The organism is Wolbachia endosymbiont of Laodelphax striatellus (assembly GCF_007115015.1).
In the GTDB taxonomy this organism is placed as follows: domain Bacteria; phylum Pseudomonadota; class Alphaproteobacteria; order Rickettsiales; family Anaplasmataceae; genus Wolbachia.
Genome location: NZ_MUIX01000001.1, coordinates 513,006 through 530,512, shown reverse-complemented (window position 1 = coordinate 530,512; position 17,507 = coordinate 513,006). Strand labels below are relative to the sequence as shown.

16 protein-coding genes and 1 other RNA gene are annotated in these 17,507 nt (G+C 33.9%); 10 read left to right on the top strand and 7 right to left on the bottom strand.

Going from position 1 to position 17,507, the window contains the following annotated elements; all coding sequences use genetic code 11:
• The first annotated feature begins 1 nt into the window (after window position 1).
• From clpP to lon, 3 genes are read left to right on the top strand one after another with little or no spacing between them, the layout of a single operon-like run.
• On the top strand, window positions 2-628 hold the full coding sequence (gene clpP, locus BVG17_RS02480) for an ATP-dependent Clp endopeptidase proteolytic subunit ClpP (protein WP_026092643.1): 627 nt from the start codon (window positions 2-4) through the stop codon (window positions 626-628).
• Window positions 628-1,905: an ATP-dependent Clp protease ATP-binding subunit ClpX gene (gene clpX, locus BVG17_RS02475; RefSeq protein ID WP_063630648.1), complete on the top strand. Its 1,278-nt coding sequence runs from the start codon at window positions 628-630 to the stop codon at window positions 1,903-1,905. The genes clpP and clpX overlap by 1 nt, the downstream gene beginning before the upstream one ends.
• A gap of 15 nt (window positions 1,906-1,920) precedes the next feature.
• Window positions 1,921-4,377 (top strand): endopeptidase La, encoded by a 2,457-nt coding sequence (gene lon / locus BVG17_RS02470; protein WP_063630649.1) that lies wholly within the window; start codon window positions 1,921-1,923, stop codon window positions 4,375-4,377.
• 99 nt (window positions 4,378-4,476) lie between these two features.
• Here lon and BVG17_RS02465 read toward each other — a convergent pair whose 3' ends face one another.
• Window positions 4,477-6,033 carry a penicillin-binding transpeptidase domain-containing protein gene (locus BVG17_RS02465; RefSeq protein WP_063630650.1) on the bottom strand — a complete coding sequence of 519 codons (1,557 nt, stop codon included), beginning with the start codon at window positions 6,031-6,033 and terminating at the stop codon, window positions 4,477-4,479.
• A gap of 20 nt (window positions 6,034-6,053) precedes the next feature.
• The gene (locus tag BVG17_RS02460; RefSeq protein WP_063630651.1) at window positions 6,054-6,824 is read right to left on the bottom strand and encodes a polysaccharide deacetylase family protein; all 771 of its coding nucleotides are present in this window, start codon (window positions 6,822-6,824) and stop codon (window positions 6,054-6,056) included.
• A gap of 120 nt (window positions 6,825-6,944) precedes the next feature.
• Between BVG17_RS02460 and BVG17_RS02455 the strand changes: the two genes are divergently transcribed.
• The 6 genes from BVG17_RS02455 to BVG17_RS02430 all read left to right on the top strand — a co-directional run bounded on the left by BVG17_RS02455 (window position 6,945) and on the right by BVG17_RS02430 (window position 12,130).
• Window positions 6,945-8,456, top strand: coding sequence for a YifB family Mg chelatase-like AAA ATPase (locus BVG17_RS02455; RefSeq protein WP_063630652.1), 1,512 nt, complete (start codon window positions 6,945-6,947; stop codon window positions 8,454-8,456).
• A 76-nt stretch (window positions 8,457-8,532) separates the two neighbouring features.
• Complete coding sequence (locus tag BVG17_RS02450; protein ID WP_063630653.1) at window positions 8,533-9,015, top strand: hypothetical protein; 483 nt, start codon at window positions 8,533-8,535, stop codon at window positions 9,013-9,015.
• 237 nt (window positions 9,016-9,252) lie between these two features.
• Window positions 9,253-10,437, top strand: coding sequence for a cell division protein FtsZ (gene ftsZ, locus BVG17_RS02445; protein WP_063630654.1), 1,185 nt, complete (start codon window positions 9,253-9,255; stop codon window positions 10,435-10,437).
• Window positions 10,437-10,835, top strand: coding sequence for an EVE domain-containing protein (locus BVG17_RS02440; RefSeq protein WP_063630655.1), 399 nt, complete (start codon window positions 10,437-10,439; stop codon window positions 10,833-10,835). The genes ftsZ and BVG17_RS02440 overlap by 1 nt, the downstream gene beginning before the upstream one ends.
• On the top strand, window positions 10,829-11,287 hold the full coding sequence (gene ybeY, locus BVG17_RS02435; RefSeq protein ID WP_007302008.1) for an rRNA maturation RNase YbeY: 459 nt from the start codon (window positions 10,829-10,831) through the stop codon (window positions 11,285-11,287). Before BVG17_RS02440 ends, ybeY begins: the two co-directional genes overlap by 7 nt.
• 54 nt (window positions 11,288-11,341) lie before the next feature.
• Window positions 11,342-12,130 (top strand): succinate dehydrogenase iron-sulfur subunit, encoded by a 789-nt coding sequence (locus BVG17_RS02430; RefSeq protein WP_063630656.1) that lies wholly within the window; start codon window positions 11,342-11,344, stop codon window positions 12,128-12,130.
• A gap of 3 nt (window positions 12,131-12,133) precedes the next feature.
• Here BVG17_RS02430 and BVG17_RS02425 read toward each other — a convergent pair whose 3' ends face one another.
• The 4 genes from BVG17_RS02425 to BVG17_RS02410 are packed head-to-tail and all read right to left on the bottom strand — an operon-like array spanning window position 12,134 to window position 15,566.
• A complete protein-coding gene (locus BVG17_RS02425) occupies window positions 12,134-13,270 on the bottom strand; it encodes a hypothetical protein (RefSeq protein WP_063630657.1) in 1,137 nt (378 codons plus the stop codon).
• Window positions 13,271-13,305: 35 nt separating this feature from the next.
• Window positions 13,306-14,097 (bottom strand): GNAT family N-acetyltransferase, encoded by a 792-nt coding sequence (locus BVG17_RS02420; RefSeq protein WP_063630658.1) that lies wholly within the window; start codon window positions 14,095-14,097, stop codon window positions 13,306-13,308.
• On the bottom strand, window positions 14,087-14,569 hold the full coding sequence (locus BVG17_RS02415) for a phosphatidylglycerophosphatase A family protein (protein WP_063630659.1): 483 nt from the start codon (window positions 14,567-14,569) through the stop codon (window positions 14,087-14,089). The genes BVG17_RS02420 and BVG17_RS02415 overlap by 11 nt, the downstream gene beginning before the upstream one ends.
• A 19-nt stretch (window positions 14,570-14,588) precedes the next feature.
• Complete coding sequence (locus tag BVG17_RS02410; RefSeq protein WP_063630660.1) at window positions 14,589-15,566, bottom strand: NAD(P)H-dependent glycerol-3-phosphate dehydrogenase; 978 nt, start codon at window positions 15,564-15,566, stop codon at window positions 14,589-14,591.
• A 323-nt stretch (window positions 15,567-15,889) separates the two neighbouring features.
• Here BVG17_RS02410 and BVG17_RS02405 point away from each other — a divergent pair, with 323 nt between their 5' ends.
• Window positions 15,890-16,660, top strand: coding sequence for a response regulator transcription factor (locus tag BVG17_RS02405; protein ID WP_063630661.1), 771 nt, complete (start codon window positions 15,890-15,892; stop codon window positions 16,658-16,660).
• A gap of 353 nt (window positions 16,661-17,013) precedes the next feature.
• Here the strand turns inward: BVG17_RS02405 and rnpB are convergent.
• An RNA gene (gene rnpB, locus BVG17_RS02400) (RNase P RNA component class A) lies at window positions 17,014-17,363 on the bottom strand.
• Window positions 17,364-17,507 lie beyond the last annotated feature (144 nt).

Here is a 17,507-nt window from a genome sequence, read left to right as displayed (position 1 = left end):
TATGACTCTTATACCAATTGTAGTTGAACAAACTAGTCGCGGTGAGCGGGCTTATGACATATATTCAAGGCTAGTAAAAGAAAGAATAATTTTCGTAACTGGCCCTATTGAAGACAACATGGCCAGCGTAATAGTAGCACAGCTTTTATTTTTAGAATCGGAAAATCACGATAAAGACATTTGTATGTATATTAACTCACCAGGTGGTGTTGTAACTGCTGGTTTGTCGATCTACGATACAATGCAGTATATAAATCCAGACGTTTCAACTTTGTGTATAGGTCAAGCTGCATCTATGGGTTCTTTGTTGCTTACAGCTGGTGCGGAGGGTAAACGTTACTCGCTACCTCATTCAAGAATTATGATACATCAGCCATCTGGTGGTTATCAAGGTCAAGCAACTGACATAGAGATACATGCTAATGAAATTTTGCGAGTTAAGAAAAAACTAAATCAAATTTATGAAAAACATACTGGAAATTCACTAAAGAAAATTGAGGGAATGATGGAAAGAGATAAATTCATGGATCCTGAAGAAGCAATGAAAATTGGCTTAATTGACAGAGTAATAGCTGAGCGTAAAGATATGAAGATTGAAAATATTAAAGTTAAACAAAAGGTAGTTTAATGGATAACAATAATGATTTACACTACTGTTCTTTTTGTAACAAGGCACAAAACGAAGTAGATAAATTGATTACTAACTCTTCAGATGGTTTAAAGGTGTTCATTTGTAATGAATGCATAGAGTTATCCCATAAAGCAATAAGTCAAAAGAAAGAGAGAGCTTTTAATTCAGATCATATATCTGATATGAAGCGATTACTAAAGAAACCTGAAGATATAAAAAATTTTCTTAGTAAGCATGTTGTAGGTCAGGAACATGCGCAACACGTTTTATCTGTGGCTATGTATAACCATTGTCAATCCATGGTGCAACTTCATTCTATAAGTGATATTGAAATTGAGAAGTCAAATATAATGCTTATTGGCCCTACTGGTTCTGGTAAGACTTTGCTAGCAAAAACACTTGCTAAAGTTTCAGATGTGCCATTTGCTATGGCCGATGCGACAACTTTGACTGAGGCAGGTTATGTAGGTGATGATGTAGAAAGCGTGTTGTCACGTCTATTACAAGCTGCAAATTATGATGTTGCAAAGGCACAGCATGGTATAGTGTTTATCGATGAAATAGACAAGATCACAAGAAAGTCTGAAAGTGCTTCAATAACCCGTGATGTTTCAGGTGAAGGGGTCCAACAAGCTCTACTAAAAATCATGGAAGGTACGGTTGCTTATGTTCCTCCACAAGGAGGGCGAAAACACCCGCAACAAGAGTTTATACAAGTAGACACTAGTAACATACTATTTATTTGTGGAGGAGCTTTTGAAGGCCTAAATAAAATTATTGAGGCAAGAAAAAAGGGAACATCAGTTGGCTTTGGAGCAGATATAAGTCAGTCTAAAGCACAAAAGAAAAAAAATGCTTTACGCGATGCTCAACCTGAGGACTTAATCAAATTCGGTTTGATACCCGAATTTGTAGGACGGGTTCCAATAACTGCTGTTCTAGATGAGCTGGATCACGAGGATTTAATACATGTGTTGACAGAGCCAAGAAATGCGCTAGTAAAACAATATAAAGCATTGCTTGCATTTAGTAAAGTAAACCTTGAGTTTTCAGATGAAGCAATATCAGCTATTGCTAAAAAAGCTATAAGCTATAAAACAGGTGCAAGGATGTTACGTGCTATCTTAGAGTCACTTTTACTTGATGTTATGTATATATCCGGCAACGGAGGTTTTGAAGGTAGCACTATAACGGTTACTAAGAAAATGGTAGAATTAGGCAAAGTGACGATTAATCATAATAATAAGGGTAGTGTTATAACGGTTAATGATTAATTTGAGGCATATATTATGAGTATTGGACGTGCTGTAAACTTTAATTCTACTGTATTACCAGTATTACCTCTAAGAGATGTAGTAATTTTTCCAAATATAATGTTGCCTTTATTCGTAGGTAGAGAAAAATCTGTTCATGCACTAGAGTATGCAATAAGTAGCAGTAGTCACCAAAACGAGATTTTTCTCATAGCACAAAAAGATGGTTCTATTGATAATCCAGAGCCAGAGAATCTTTATGAAGTAGGCGTGTTAGCAAACATTATACAACCATTAATAAAACTGCCTGACAATGCAGTAAAAGTCATGATTCATGGGGTAAGAAGGGGAAGAGTTATAGAATATATTAGCTCTCACACTTTGTTACAGGCCAGAGTAGCGTTAGATGGTCATTATGAGTATGGAGAAAATGAAGATAATATTGATTTAGAAGCTTTAAGGCGTTCTGTTATAGATGCATTCGACAATTGGTGTAAACTAAGCAAGAAAAGTCGACCCGAGATTATTATTGACCCCATTGATCAAGTTAAAGAGGTTAATCAAATTGTAGATATGATAGCTTCGCACTTAAATATAAAGGTATCAGATAAGCAAAACATACTTGAAGTTTATAACCCAAAAGAGCGTTTAAAAAAAGTTTTTGCTCTTATTGAGAGAGAAATAAGTATTTTGAGTGCACAAAACCGCTTGTATAAGACAATTAAATCACAGGTTGAAAGTACGCAAAAAGTTTATTACCTTAATGAGCAATTAAAAGCTATACAGAAAGAATTAGGTGAGTTTGAAAATGGAGATGAAGGGAATATACTCAATGAATTTGAAAAAAAGATAAATGAAACAAAGCTTTCTGAGGAAGCAAAAGAGAAAGCCATAACTGACTTAAAGAGATATAAGAAAATGAATCCCATTTCTCCTGAAGCAACAGTTATATCTAGTTACTTGCATTGGTTGCTTGATTTGCCATGGAGAAAGTACAAAGATGCAAAAATTAACTTAAATGCGGCTAAAAAAATCTTAGATGAAAATCATTATGGCATAGAGAAAGTAAAAGATAGAATAATAGAATTTTTAGCAGTATTAAAGAGAGTAAAAGAGATAAAGGGTCCTATACTTTGCTTAGTTGGACCACCTGGTGTTGGTAAAACTTCTTTAGCTAAGTCTATGGCAAAAGCAGTAGGAAGAGATTTTGTTCGCATATCTCTTGGTGGTATACGTGATGAGTCTGAAATACGAGGACACAGGAAAACTTATATTGGCTCAATGCCTGGTAAAATCATTCAACACATGAAAAAAGCTAATTCATGCAACCCGCTTTTCCTTCTTGATGAAATAGATAAGATGGGTTCTGATTCGCGTGGTGATCCTGCATCTGCATTACTTGAGGTTTTGGATACTGAGCACAATAAACATTTTACAGATCATTACTTGGAAGTTGAGTTTGATCTTTCAAGTGTAATGTTTGTAGCCACAGCAAATAGCTTAAATTTACCTCATCCTTTGCGTGATAGGATGGAAATTATACAATTATCTGGGTATACCGAAGACGAGAAGATCAGTATTGCTACACATCACCTTATTCCAAAATTAAAAAAAGAGCATGGTTTGCATCAGAAGGAGTGGGAAATAACCAATGAAGCATTATACGAGTTGATACGTTTATATACACGTGAAAGCGGCGTGCGAAGCATGGAAAGGGAACTTGCAAAACTCATGAGAAAAGCAGTTAAAGCAATATTAACTGATCAAAATAAGAAAATATCTGTAGAGATTGGTAATTTACAAGATTATCTAGGGGTACGTAAGTATACCTTTGGCATTGCAGAAAATGAGAGTTTGGTAGGGGTAGTAACTGGTCTCGCCTATACTGAAACAGGTGGTGATATTTTAATGATAGAGTCAGTCCTAATTCCGGGCAAGGGGGAAATAAAATACACAGGAAAGCTTGGAGAGGTTATGCAAGAGTCTATAAAAGCTGCGTATAGTTATGTGCGATCAAATTGTTTATTTTTCGGTATAAAATCCGAAAAATTTCAAAATAATGATATACATTTGCATGTACCTGAGGGTGCTGTGCCAAAAGATGGTCCCTCTGCTGGCAGTGCAGTATGTACATCTATTGTTTCTCTTATGACAAATATACCAGTTAACAAAAGTGTTGCTATGACAGGTGAAGTAACATTGCGTGGTAGAGTGTTGGCTATTGGGGGTTTGAGAGAAAAATTGCTTGCTGCGCTAAGAGGATCAATCAAAACTGTGATTATACCAAGTGAAAATGAGAAAGATATGCAAGAGATTCCTGCAAATATAAAAGAAGAAATCAATGTAATTTTTGCTGAGAATATTGATGAAGTTATAAAAGTTGCTTTGATGCACCCTATTACTTCAATTGATGATAATAACGAAATTAATGTGTCTAGCTCCATAGAAAATAAGGATAATACCTTCCCTTCATCAGAAACATTAAAGCACTAAATTGAAAAGGTTTATGCAATTTTCGTTTCTTTTTTTTAACCTCAAAGCTCTGATTTGAATATATAAATTACAAGTAACATATATGGCAATTTCATAAGTTCATTTTTCAAGCATATATTGCAATATCTCACTAGCAATTGCAACATCTTGGCGTGGAGTTTTACCATGTTCTATAAACACTGAGATTGCATAGCGCGGATCATGGTAGGGGCCATAAGCGATAAACAATTTATGACTTTCACCTTTAGAGTTTATCTCTGGTGTACCGGTTTTGCCAGCAATTTGTATACTGCCTAGTCCTTTTCTATAGTTAGAATTCACCACGTCAAACATAGCTTTTCGAACCACACTAAGATGCTCATGATTCACATCAATATCAAGAAAGTCTTGCCCTGATTTACTCATCTCAATGTGGGGAATTACCTCCTTTCCTGTTGCAACCCTCGCTGCAAGAACCGCAAGCTGTAATGGCGTTGTAAGTAAATACCCTTGTCCTATAACTAAGTTAATGGTATCACCTAAATACCACTCTGAATATAGCTTGCGTGCACGCCAATTCATGTCAGGCAACAATCCCGGAGCTTCTTCCTTAAACATTCCAATTAATGGTCCACTTCCTATACCAAATTTGCTAGCCATTTCTAGTAGAGAATCTACATTTATTTTTTTTCCTATATTATAAAAGTAAGTGTTGCATGAGAAGGCTATTGCCTCGTTTAAAGATACATATCCATGGACTTTGCTTTTTAGGCAACGAAATTTTCGTTCACCTATTTTCATATAGCCCCTACACGAGAACTTTTCTTCTGGTGTTATTATTCCATCTTTTAAACCCGCAAGCGCATCTATTATTTTAAATATTGAACCAGGTGGAATTTGATATGATAATGCACGGTTTACAAGCGGTAATGAAGGATTGTTTAAATTTTTCCAAGTTTCATTTGATAATCTGCTAGTGAAAAGATTATTATCGTAAGAAGGTGAATTATATAATGCTAAAATTTCTCCGTTATTTACATCAATTACCACTGTGGAACCTTGGTGATCTTTAAATATCTCTGCAATTTTCTTCTGTAAATCAACATCAATTGTCAGTTGTATATCTTGTCCATCTTGCTGCGGTATGCTAGATAACTCTCTCATGATACGCTTCTTAGAATTTATTTCCTGCTCAGATTTTCCGGTCTTGCCTTTTAATACATGATCATATGTATATTCAATTCCACTAACCCCTGCTTCATTTATGTCTTGCTGTTTTTTTGTATATCCGATTATATGAGAACATATCGAACCAAACGGGTAATAACGTTTATAAAGAGCAGTTATTTTTGTATCTGATGATTTTGTTGTATCAGGTTTAATTTCTGATAACATCTGCAAATCAACTTCCCTAGTAAAGGTTTTTTGCCCATCAAATAAAACAATATACGAAATTTTGTTTACTGCGAGTTCAACGCTATTCCTATCCAAAATCCTGCCTCGTTTAGGCACAATAGTAACAACTTTTATCCTATTATTATTGGATAGCACTTCATATTTTTGTCTATCTCGTACTTGTAAAGTATACAACCTATAACTAAAAATAGCAGAAATAGTAAGCTGAATACCACCTAATATGAATGCCCTGCGGTTGAAGACCTTGTTTTTTGTCCACATAGAATTCCTTTAGAACGCACTCATTCTCCTTTTATCGACACATTTCTAGCTTTCACTACATCACAAACCCTTTCTTCCCACTCACTTAAGGTAACAAGTTTGTAACCCGATTTTTTTAGTATTTCAATAATCTGAGATAAAGCTTCAACTGTATTTGATTTGTTATCGTGATCATGGAACAATATAATCGCTCCATTGTGTACATTGCTTAAAACTCTTTCAACCAGAATTTCTGATTTATCGCCTTGCCAGTCCAGAGAATCAACTGTCCATAGTATGGAACACATATTTAATCGATTAGTATTTTCGATCAAATTATCATTGTGACATCCATATGGTGGACGAAACCATTTTACATTCTGTTCTGTTGCATTTTTAATTGCCACATTTGTCTTTTCCAATTCTTGCAATTGCTCCTCACTTGAAAGTGATGTCAACTTCCTATGCGACCAAGAATGATTACCTAATTCATGACCTGCTTTATGGATTTTGTTTACTATTTCAGATGTTTTTTTATTTATACGCTCACCAAGCACAAAAAATGTCGCTTTTGTTTTATTGCTCTCCAGAATATTAATAATATCTCCTGCTCTCTTATAAGACGGTCCATCATCAAACGTAAGTGCAACGAACTTATCTTTGTTCTTCAATAATTTCTTTATATTACTTAAATTTCTATATGATAGATCCAAATCACAACTGAGCCCACGATATGGTAAGTTAAAGTTACAATCACTACAGAAAACTGCGCTTGAATATAGCAAAAGAAAAGCGATTATTCTTATAAACATATATAATCAGCAAAGTGATAGAGTACTACACTTTTTTGCTAAATTAAACCACTTTTAACAGCTACTGTTTACTTCGTTACTTTGTCAATATACTATATTAATAACTTTATATAATATAGTATGATTGCAAATATAAATACCGTTGCACTTCAGGGAACCAGCACAGTAAATGTTAATGCACAAATTCACATGGCAAATGGTATTCCAGCTTTTAATATTGTTGGACTGCCGGATAAAACTGTTGCAGAATCCAGAGAGCGCATCAGAGCAGCGTTAAATTCAATCAATCTTCTGTTACCTCCAAAAAGAATTACGGTTAATCTTTCCCCTGCGGATTTGCTTAAAGAAGGTAGTCATTATGACTTAGCTATTGCTGTTGGATTACTTGTTGTAATGAATGTGATACCAGTTGAAAAAGTTCAGTCTTATATAATTATGGGCGAGCTTGCACTAGACAGCAGAGTCATACCAATCTCAGGAGTACTTCCAACAGCAATCAATGCAAAACAGGCAAATAAAGGAGTAATTTGCCCAAGGGGAAATGGAGTAGAAGCTTCATGGATAAAGAATGTTTCTATTCTAGCTATAGAGAAATTAACCGATATTATCAGACATTTTAAGGGTGAGCAGTTAATTCAGCCGGTAACTTTTAACTATAGCGCTGCACCCAAAGAAAAAAATTCAGTTCCAGATATAAAGGATATTAAAGGTCAAGTTGTTGCAAAAAGAGCAGCTGAAATTGCAGCAGCAGGTGGACACAATATGCTTCTTGTTGGACCTCCTGGTACTGGAAAATCAATGCTTGCTAAGCGATTTATAGGGCTATTACCTGATTTGACTGAGCAGGAGATGATTGATGTTAATATTATCTCTAGCATAACAAAAGCCGGTAACGAAACATTTAAAGTAACTCGTCCCTTTCGTGAACCTCATCACTCATGCTCGATGTCAGCGATGATAGGAGGAGGAAAAAATGCAAAGCCTGGAGAAATCACCATGGCTCACAATGGCGTGTTATTTCTTGATGAGCTACCTGAATTTCCAAGGCTTGTGCTTGATTCTTTGCGCCAACCACTTGAAGATAGAAAAGTAACTATTGCACGTGCAAATGCTCACATTACTTATCCAGCTAATTTTCAACTTATAGCTGCAATGAATCCCTGCAGGTGCGGTTATTTAGGTGATGCAAGTAGATCGTGCAACAAAGCTCCAAAGTGTGGCACAGATTACAAAAACAAAATATCAGGACCATTGCTTGATAGAATAGACATATGCATTGAAATGCCAAACGTTAGCATACTTTCTCCTGAAATCTCTGTGGAGGGAGAAAGTACCGAGGTTATAAGAGGAAGGGTGATAGCAGCAAGAAAAATTCAAACTGAGCGTTATAGTAAATTTAATATTCGTTGCAATGCAGAAGTCAGTGGTGAAGCATTAAATAAATTCACTAAACCAGATCAGGAAGGGTTAGAATTACTAAAATATGTGCTAAAAGAAAACTATATTTCCAATCGGGGTTATGTGCGCATATTAAGAGTTGCAAGAACGATTGCAGATCTTGCAAAAAGTGAAAGAGTCAAGAGAGCACACATCGCTGAAGCGCTAAATTACAGAATAAGAATGTATAAATAAATTCATTTACTTGACGGGCAGCTTTTTTTATCATATATTATCTTTAGTGAAATTTTAATATTTTTGGAGTAGAGTTATGGATAAAATTGAAACAATAAAAAATAAATATAATAATGAAGGACTTTGGTCAGCAGTTAAAGAAGTTCCTGTGCAAGGTTGGGATCTTGTAAAAGAAAATCCGTATAAAACAGCTGCTACTTTTGCAGCAATTGCACTAGTAACTTCACTTACAGCTGCTTATTTCTTAAGTCCAGCTTATGCAACTTTTGTTGGTACAGTTGGAACAAAAGCTGCAACACTTGTTAGTCCTGCTATTACTGCAATGTCTGGATTTGCAGTTGCTCATCCACTCGTTGCTAGTTTGGTAGTTCTTGCTGCAGTAACAGCTTTAATAGCTGCACCTGTGTATGCATTGTATGCATATAAAAACAGTAATAAGGCAGCTCAAGTTGAGAAAATAGCAGAAGTGCTGAATGACACTAATATTAAAGAACCAAGTACTCAACTAAATAGTATTAGGCAAGTACTTGGCTTAGGAGGTGCACAAGCTATTAATTAATTTTTAACAAAAATCAAGAAAAGGGATAGGCTTCTATCCCTTTTTTACAATTTTTTTTTGCATCTTAAGTAGTGTTATTTGAAAGTCTATAATCATTACATCTACTGGTTAATAATGTTAAGAATAAGTAAATCTTGTTTACTATTTGCATATATCAAAATGAAAAATGTTTGCATATTGTTAAAAAGATAGTAACTTGTTATCAAGTGAATTCACTAATATTTGAGTAAAATTTAAATGTCAATCGACCTTAGTTTACCAGAGCTACCTGTATTACACCCAAGGATTACCGTTGTGGGAGTGGGTGGTGCTGGTGGAAATGCTGTGAACAACATGATTCAATCCAATTTACAAGGAGTAAATTTTGTTGTAGCAAATACCGATGCTCAAGCGTTAGAGAAGTCATTATGTGATAAAAAAATTCAACTTGGTATCAACTTAACTAAGGGTCTTGGTGCTGGTGCTTTGCCTGATGTTGGTAAAGGTGCAGCAGAAGAATCAATTGATGAAATTATGGAGCATATAAAAGATAGCCATATGCTCTTTATCACAGCAGGGATGGGTGGTGGTACTGGAACAGGTGCTGCACCGGTAATTGCAAAAGCAGCCAGAGAAGCAAGAGCGGTAGTTAAAGATAAAGGAGCAAAAGAAAAAAAGATACTGACTGTTGGAGTTGTAACTAAGCCGTTCGGTTTTGAAGGTGTGCGACGTATGCGCATTGCAGAGCTTGGACTTGAAGAGTTGCAAAAATACGTAGATACACTTATTGTCATTCCCAATCAAAATTTATTTAGAATTGCTAACGAGAAAACTACATTTGCTGACGCATTTCAACTCGCCGATAATGTTCTGCATATTGGCATAAGAGGAGTAACTGATTTGATGATCATGCCAGGACTGATTAATCTTGATTTTGCTGATATAGAAACAGTAATGAGTGAGATGGGTAAAGCAATGATTGGTACTGGAGAGGCAGAAGGAGAAGATAGGGCAATTAGCGCTGCAGAGGCTGCGATATCTAATCCATTACTTGATAATGTATCAATGAAAGGTGCACAAGGAATATTAATTAATATTACTGGTGGTGGAGATATGACTCTATTTGAAGTTGATGCTGCAGCCAATAGAGTGCGTGAAGAAGTCGATGAAAATGCAAATATAATATTTGGTGCCACTTTTGATCAGGCGATGGAAGGAAGAGTTAGAGTTTCTATTCTTGCAACTGGCATTGATAGCTGTAACGACAATTCATCTGTTAATCAAAACAAGATCCCAGCAGAGGAAAAAAATTTTAAATGGCCTTATAATCAAGTTCCTATATCAGAAACAAAAGAATATGCTTCAACTGAGCAAACAAACGAAAGAGTTAAGTGGGGCAGCAATGTTTATGATATACCAGCTTATCTAAGAAGAAAAAAATAATGCAATTTTGGCTACTCAAGTCGGAACCAAGTGAATACTCGTGGCAAAAAATGGAAAAGGAGCAGGTGACGCAGTGGAATGGTGTACGCAATTATCAAGCTCAAAATTACATGAGAGCTATGAAATTAGGCGATCTTGCATTTTTTTATCATACAGGTAAAGAGAAAGTTATACTTGGAATAGTTGAAGTATTAAAGGAGTATTATCATGTTTATAATTCCAAATTTGGATTAGTGAATGTAAAACTTTTGAAACCTTTAAGTAACCAGGTGACGTTAAACAGTATAAAACAAAACCCACTTTTGAAAAATATGGTTATATTAAAACAGTCACGTTTATCAGTTTCTCCGGTTTTAGAGACTGAGTGGAATGAAATAATAAGGATGAGCGAATGTTAGAAGTGAGCATTCTTGATAAGAGGTGGCATAGTATTACGAAAGACCCACAGAGTTTTGTATTAAATATTATTAATGCTTCTCTAAAAGAATTAAAAATAGATCATTATAAACCAAATATATCAATAGCTCTCGCTGATGATAACTTGCTACATCAACTTAATCTTAAGTTTAGAGAAATAGATAAGCCAACTAATGTACTATCATTTCCATGCGAACAGTTATCTAGTGAATGTGATCTAGGAGACATAGCAATTGCAGTAGATACAATAGAAAGAGAGTCTCATGAGTACTGTATATCTATCCTCACTCACACTGCACACATGTTAGTTCATGGATTGCTGCATTTACTTGGCTATGATCATCAAAAAGAAGATGAAGAAATTATAATGAAAAGTTTAGAGAGCAAGATTTTAGCTTTGCTTGAATTTGAAAAGGAAAAGTATGGTAGATAATACCAAAATATGTTATTTACAAAAAAGGGGTTTTAGCTGTAAAAGGTAAGCAATATGGTTCAGTTTTCTTTACCAAAAAATTCTAAAGTTAATAAAAAGGGCAAGATTTATCCTACTCCTACTGGAGCAAAAAATATTAGAAGATTTCAAATTTATCGTTGGTCTGCTGATGATGATAAAAATCCAAGAATAGACACATTTTTTATCGATATGGATAATTGTGGCCCTATGGTACTTGATGTATTAATAAAAATAAAGGATGAAATAGATTCAACCTTAACTTTTAGACGCTCTTGCAGAGAAGGAATATGCGGATCTTGTGCAATGAATATTGATGGTACCAACACTCTTGCATGCACTAAATCTATACATGATATAAAAGGTGAAGTAAAAATATATCCACTACCTCATATGTATATAGTAAAGGATCTAGTTCCAGATCTAAGCCAATTTTATGAGCAATACAAATCGATTAAACCTTGGTTACAAACAGATAAATCTGCCTTACAAAATGAAGAATACTTTCAATCTCCTGAAGATAGAAAAAAATTGGATGGTCTGTCTGATTGTATACTATGTGCTTGCTGTTCGACTGGTTGCCCAAGCTATTGGTGGAATGGTGATAAATTTTTAGGGCCAGCGGTATTACTGCAAGCTTATAGATGGATTGCTGACAGTCGTGATAATAAGAAAGAAGAAAGACTTGCTTCTTTAAATGACCCATTTAAGTTGTATCGTTGTCATACAATAATGAATTGTACAAAAACCTGCCCGAAAGGGCTTAACCCAGCAAAAGCGATAGCGAAAGTAAAACAGCTTATGGTAGAGAGAGAAGGAATTTGAGTGTTATTTCTGGCACTCTTCGTAAGAAAATAGTAGACCCTCTGAAGCATAGGGTATTGTTAATACTCTAAACGTTCTTCCATTCATGAAATGTATTGTTTCACCATATGATTCCAGTAATCTTTTAAACAACTCATGTCTTTGATTATTAATAGTTTGAAAATCCTTTTTTCCTAAAAGCTTTTTAGATTCAAATAGGTGAAGCATAATCTCGTGATAAGTTGGATAAGACTCCAAAAATTTTGGATCAAACTGAAAAGTTTTTATAAAAGCATTATTATAAAATTTTAGCTTTTGATTCTTACTATATATCGCTACAGCAATCGATAGCTTCTCAAGCAAACTTTCTTGTGCAGCTAAACAATTGCTTAGCTCAGTATGTAATTTTTTTTCATCACTAATATCTTTTCCATACATTACTATGCTATTAGAATTTTGCACTGGAACTTCAACAAAATTAAAAACCTTAGGTTCGTTCTTGTAAGTTATTACACACTCTCCTGGTTTTACGTTATAGGGGCCACTCGCAACAGTAAATTTTTTAGAGCTGCCTATATATTTATCATAAAATAAGTTATAAAACCTTACTTTTTTATTCTTATTGTGCTTCAGTATTGGAAATGGTAAAGAGTCAAAAATTTTTTTATAGTTCTCCAATTCTCGCATAAGCTTACTATTTTCTAACTCAAGTTCATTAGCTTTTATCTTATAATCGGAGATATTCCTTATCCATAACAACACACCAATCACATTATTAGAATAATCTATTATGCTTTTACCATAACATGTGCAATAAACCTCACTGTCTTTTGACTTTAAATCTAGAGTAAAAGATTTATTTATTTCCTTTGCCTCAGCAAAACTTTTAATTAAGCTTTCTGATTGCTCAAAAAAATTTACAAACTCATTAAATGAATAAAAAACAGTATTAAGCAAAATTAGTAAATTGGGAGAAAATTTTTCTATACGTTTTTTTGCGTCCCAAATATAAAATCCATCATTCACAGTATCTATTAAATTATTTATGATAACATTTTGATGTTGTAAGTCCTTAATTTTATTACTAATTTTTAATTTAGAATATGAGAAAAAGAAGAATACTAGAATTAGTAGTAAAACTATTTCATACAAAAAAAACATAGTATTCTAAAACAAATATAAAAATTTGTAACCTCTCAGCAAAGAGATTGTACTGAAGAGGTATATAAGTGAAGATTGCCCAATACCCTAAAGCCTAATCTCTTATAAAGGTTTACAGAAGGTTTCATGCAATGTGCTACTATGTATTTGCACTCAAATTGCCTAGCTATCTTTATTCTTTCTAGAACCATTTGAGTTCCTATTCCACGACCCCTGTAAATTGGTAAAACTCCATCGCTATAAAAACCAGCTATGCTGTCTTGAATATAAAGACCGCATGTTCCAACAATTTCGTTATTTAGCATTACAAGAAAAAATCTTAACCTTGAGCTCTTATCATCATAATTCGATAATTGGCGAAAAAATGTGCTAACAATACTAATTCTATGATAAAAAATTTTAGAAGTGTGTAAATCTAATTGCTCTAAGAGCTCACTACTATTTACAACATTGAACTTCAAATTTGGAACAGCATCATCAGGCAAAAAATAATCTTTTATATTGAGTAAAACTTTTTTTGGTGTGCTAACGTGTTTTATTTCGCATTTTTCTAAAATACTCCCTATTTTTATACGTGGACTTATTACCCATGTTGCTTCTATATTTCGTGCTTTGAGATAATCTAGAGTTCTGCATATGGAAAGCTCAGTACATTGATCTTCACAAAACACAAAATTAAATAACGATTCTCTGGTACCATTTACTGTAAATATAACATTATCAAATTCGTCATGTATTTCCCACTTGGACAAATTCGTTGCATAAAGTATATAATCCTTTAGGTTCTGAATAATTAAGCTTGAATAACAAATTTTTTTATTCTGCATAAACCAACAATAAACAATAAAAGGCTTCTATAAAAACAAAGGCTAAAATTGCAGCTACAACATCATCTAGCATAATACCTAAAGGACCTTTTATATTTTTATCAATCAAATTTATAGGCCACACTTTTATTATATCAAAAAACCTAAAGGAGAAAAAGCACACCAACAATACAGAGCTATTCATTTCTTGTTCTAATAATATTGAAACTAGAAGTACTGTCAGCAATTGACCAACTACTTCATCAATTACTACCTCTTTTGGATCATGCGGAGCTTTGTAATGTTGTATATAATTGCCTGTAGACCATAATCCAACTAAGAATAAAAAAAAAATAATTGCTGTACCTAAAATTCTGTCATTGAGTAATATAGGAACAATTGGGTAAGCAGCCAAGCTGCCTATAGTACCTGGCATGTGTTTTACCGTGCCAGATAGCCACCATGTTGATATTAATTTATATAAAAATTTCACAATATACCGAAATATAAAACTAATTTACAAGAACAGAAATAGTATCTTCTATAGAAGTATTTTCATATAGCAATCTATAGATCGCTTCACATATGGGCATTTTTATCTTTAGCTTTTCTGCTAAATCAAATGCAGACTTAGCAGTGTTAAAACCTTCAATTACCGACTTACCTTCTGATAAAATCTGCTGAGCACTAGAACCATTATTATTAGCTACTTTAGATCCAAAAGATAGATTTCTTGAATTTAATGATGTGCATGTCACAACCAAATCGCCTAAGCATGCTGGTCCAAGTAGTGTATTTATATCTACATTGCCGTCACCAACTTTTGCTGAGTATAAAGCCTTAATTTCACTCATACTTTTCGTAATTAATGCTGCATGAGCATTAAACCCAAACCTACCTAGAACAACCCCACATGCTATAGCAAAAACATTCTTTAACGCTGCACAAACTTGTATTCCTATAACATCGCTACTAAGGTACAATTTAATATTTTCTTGCTGTAGATCTGATACTAATTTTAAACCTAATACTTCATTTTGACATGCAAGAACCATCGAATATGGTAATTTTCTTGCAACTTCTATAGCAAAGCTAGGACCAGAAAAAACAGCAAGAGGATTATTAGGTAAAACTTCATTGACTACTTCACTAGGTAATTTTAATGTAGATTTTTCTATTCCCTTACAAGCCAAAATTATTGCTACATTTTTTTTTAGGTTACAATCATTCAATTGATGACATATCTCCCTTAGAGACTGAGTGGGAACAGCTAGAATTATTACTGAAGCATTAACTGCATCTTCAATAGCTAATTTTACTGATACATTATCAGAAATTGGACAATCAGGTAGCTTGTCACTTTCTCTTTTCTCTTTAATTGATTTAAATATGGCCTTATTGCGAGTCCACAAAATTACATTTTTCTTACTACTTAATGAAATCGCAATTGCTGTACCCCATGCGCCAGCACCTAAAACTGATATTACCACTCAATATTCCTGAAAGTATTACTTATAATTTAAAACTGTAGAATAAGTAAATTAAAAATATAACATAAAAGTATAAAATAGTTTAAATATCTATTAACCTAAGTATTCTTTTAATAAAAATAGCTTCTATTCAATATTTACTAAAAATAGTATTATTATAGTATATCTATTGTATTTTAGATCTATTTGTATAATTTTGGAACGACACATTAACTATTAATTAATAAGTGTAATTTCTATTACTCATTAATAAAAATTTGATTTGTTACTTTCCTTGGTTATATATATTACTAAAATTATAAATTATTTATGGGGTGTAAAATATGCGTATATTATTAATTGAAGATGATCAAGTAAGTGCAAGGACTGTAGTTAATGCCTTAACTTCTGATGGACATTTTTGCGACGTTGTTACTTCTGCACAAGATTATAACAATAATATGGTTTCCTCGGGTGGAGACTGTTACGATCTAGTTATTCTAGATATACACCTGCCTGGTGATATTGATGGATATGATATACTGTTAAGATTAAGAAGTGCAAAAATCAAAGTTCCTGTTTTAATACTTTCGTGTATCTCCGCTGCCAACCATAAAGCTAAAGGACTTGGGTATGGTGCCGACGATTACTTAACCAAGCCATTTCACAAGAGCGAATTATTAGCTCGAATTAAGGCCATAGTCCGACGTACTAAAGGCCATCCCGAATCAGTGATAAAGATTGGTAATATGAATATCAATTTTGATCACAGGATTGTTGAGGTAAAAGGCAAAACAGTTCACCTTACTAACAAAGAGTATTCCATGATAGAATTGCTGGCATTGCGTAAAGGAGCAGTGTTGACAAAAGAAATGTTTTTAAACCATCTTTACAATGGCTTGGACGAACCTTCAGACAACAAAATAGTTGATGTTTTTATGTGTAAATTACGTAAGAAACTTGAAAGTGCAAATAATGGAATAAGCCACATAGAAACCGTTTGGGGTAGAGGATATGTTCTAAAAGAGTATGTTGACGATGAAGAATACTCTAGTGTTAATATAAGCGAAAGCAGTAGTGAATATCAATCAGAACAAGTGAAGGACAGCGCATGAAATGCTTTATTTACTTGTTGATTGAAGAAGCAAAAAGGTGGATTTAGTAAGATAAAAACTAATCCTAAAAGTGAGGTAACGTGGTCAGTCTTTTAGAACTTTACAAAGATTTGCAACAAAAGATAGAAAAGTTGGAAGCAGAGCTAAAAAGTTATAGGTAAGAAAATAAGGCTTTAGAGATAGAGGATGATGAGTTAAAGGAAAACCTCGGTTAAAATTCAAGCTTTGTTAAGTTCAAAAGGAAATAAAAAAGAGATAAGCCAAGAAGTAAAAGGAATATAGGTGGTCAAATTGAGCGTATAGGGTATGTGAAATGTTTGATACATTTACATAGTATGGCTGACATTCATGTATTGCCTAGGTGAAATATAAGCCGAGTTCTGTTTATGTAGCTATTTATCTAGAGTAAATGTTACCATTTACTTCATGCGATTTACCCGAGTAGATATGAGGAAAACATAAAATCTACTTCTATTTAATCTTGCTCCTAGTGTTGGTTACTCGACTACCAATGTTACCATTGCCATGGTGTGCTCTTACCATACCTTTTCACCCTTACCTAAAAATATTTTAGGCGGTAATTTTCTGTAGCCCTATAACTGGAGTTACCTCCGGCGGGCATTACCCGTCACTATTTTTCCTTGGAGCCCGGACTTTCCTCTGCTGTGTTTATCACACAACAGCAGCTACTTATTCCACCTAGGAATTATACTTTAACATTAAAATCACAAAAGCAAAAGACAATTTCCTAACAGTCTACATACTAAAAACGTTCAGACAAATAGCTAAAGGTGATATTCCGGTACATCATCGCTATCCCAAGATAAGCTTTTTTCACTTTTAGACT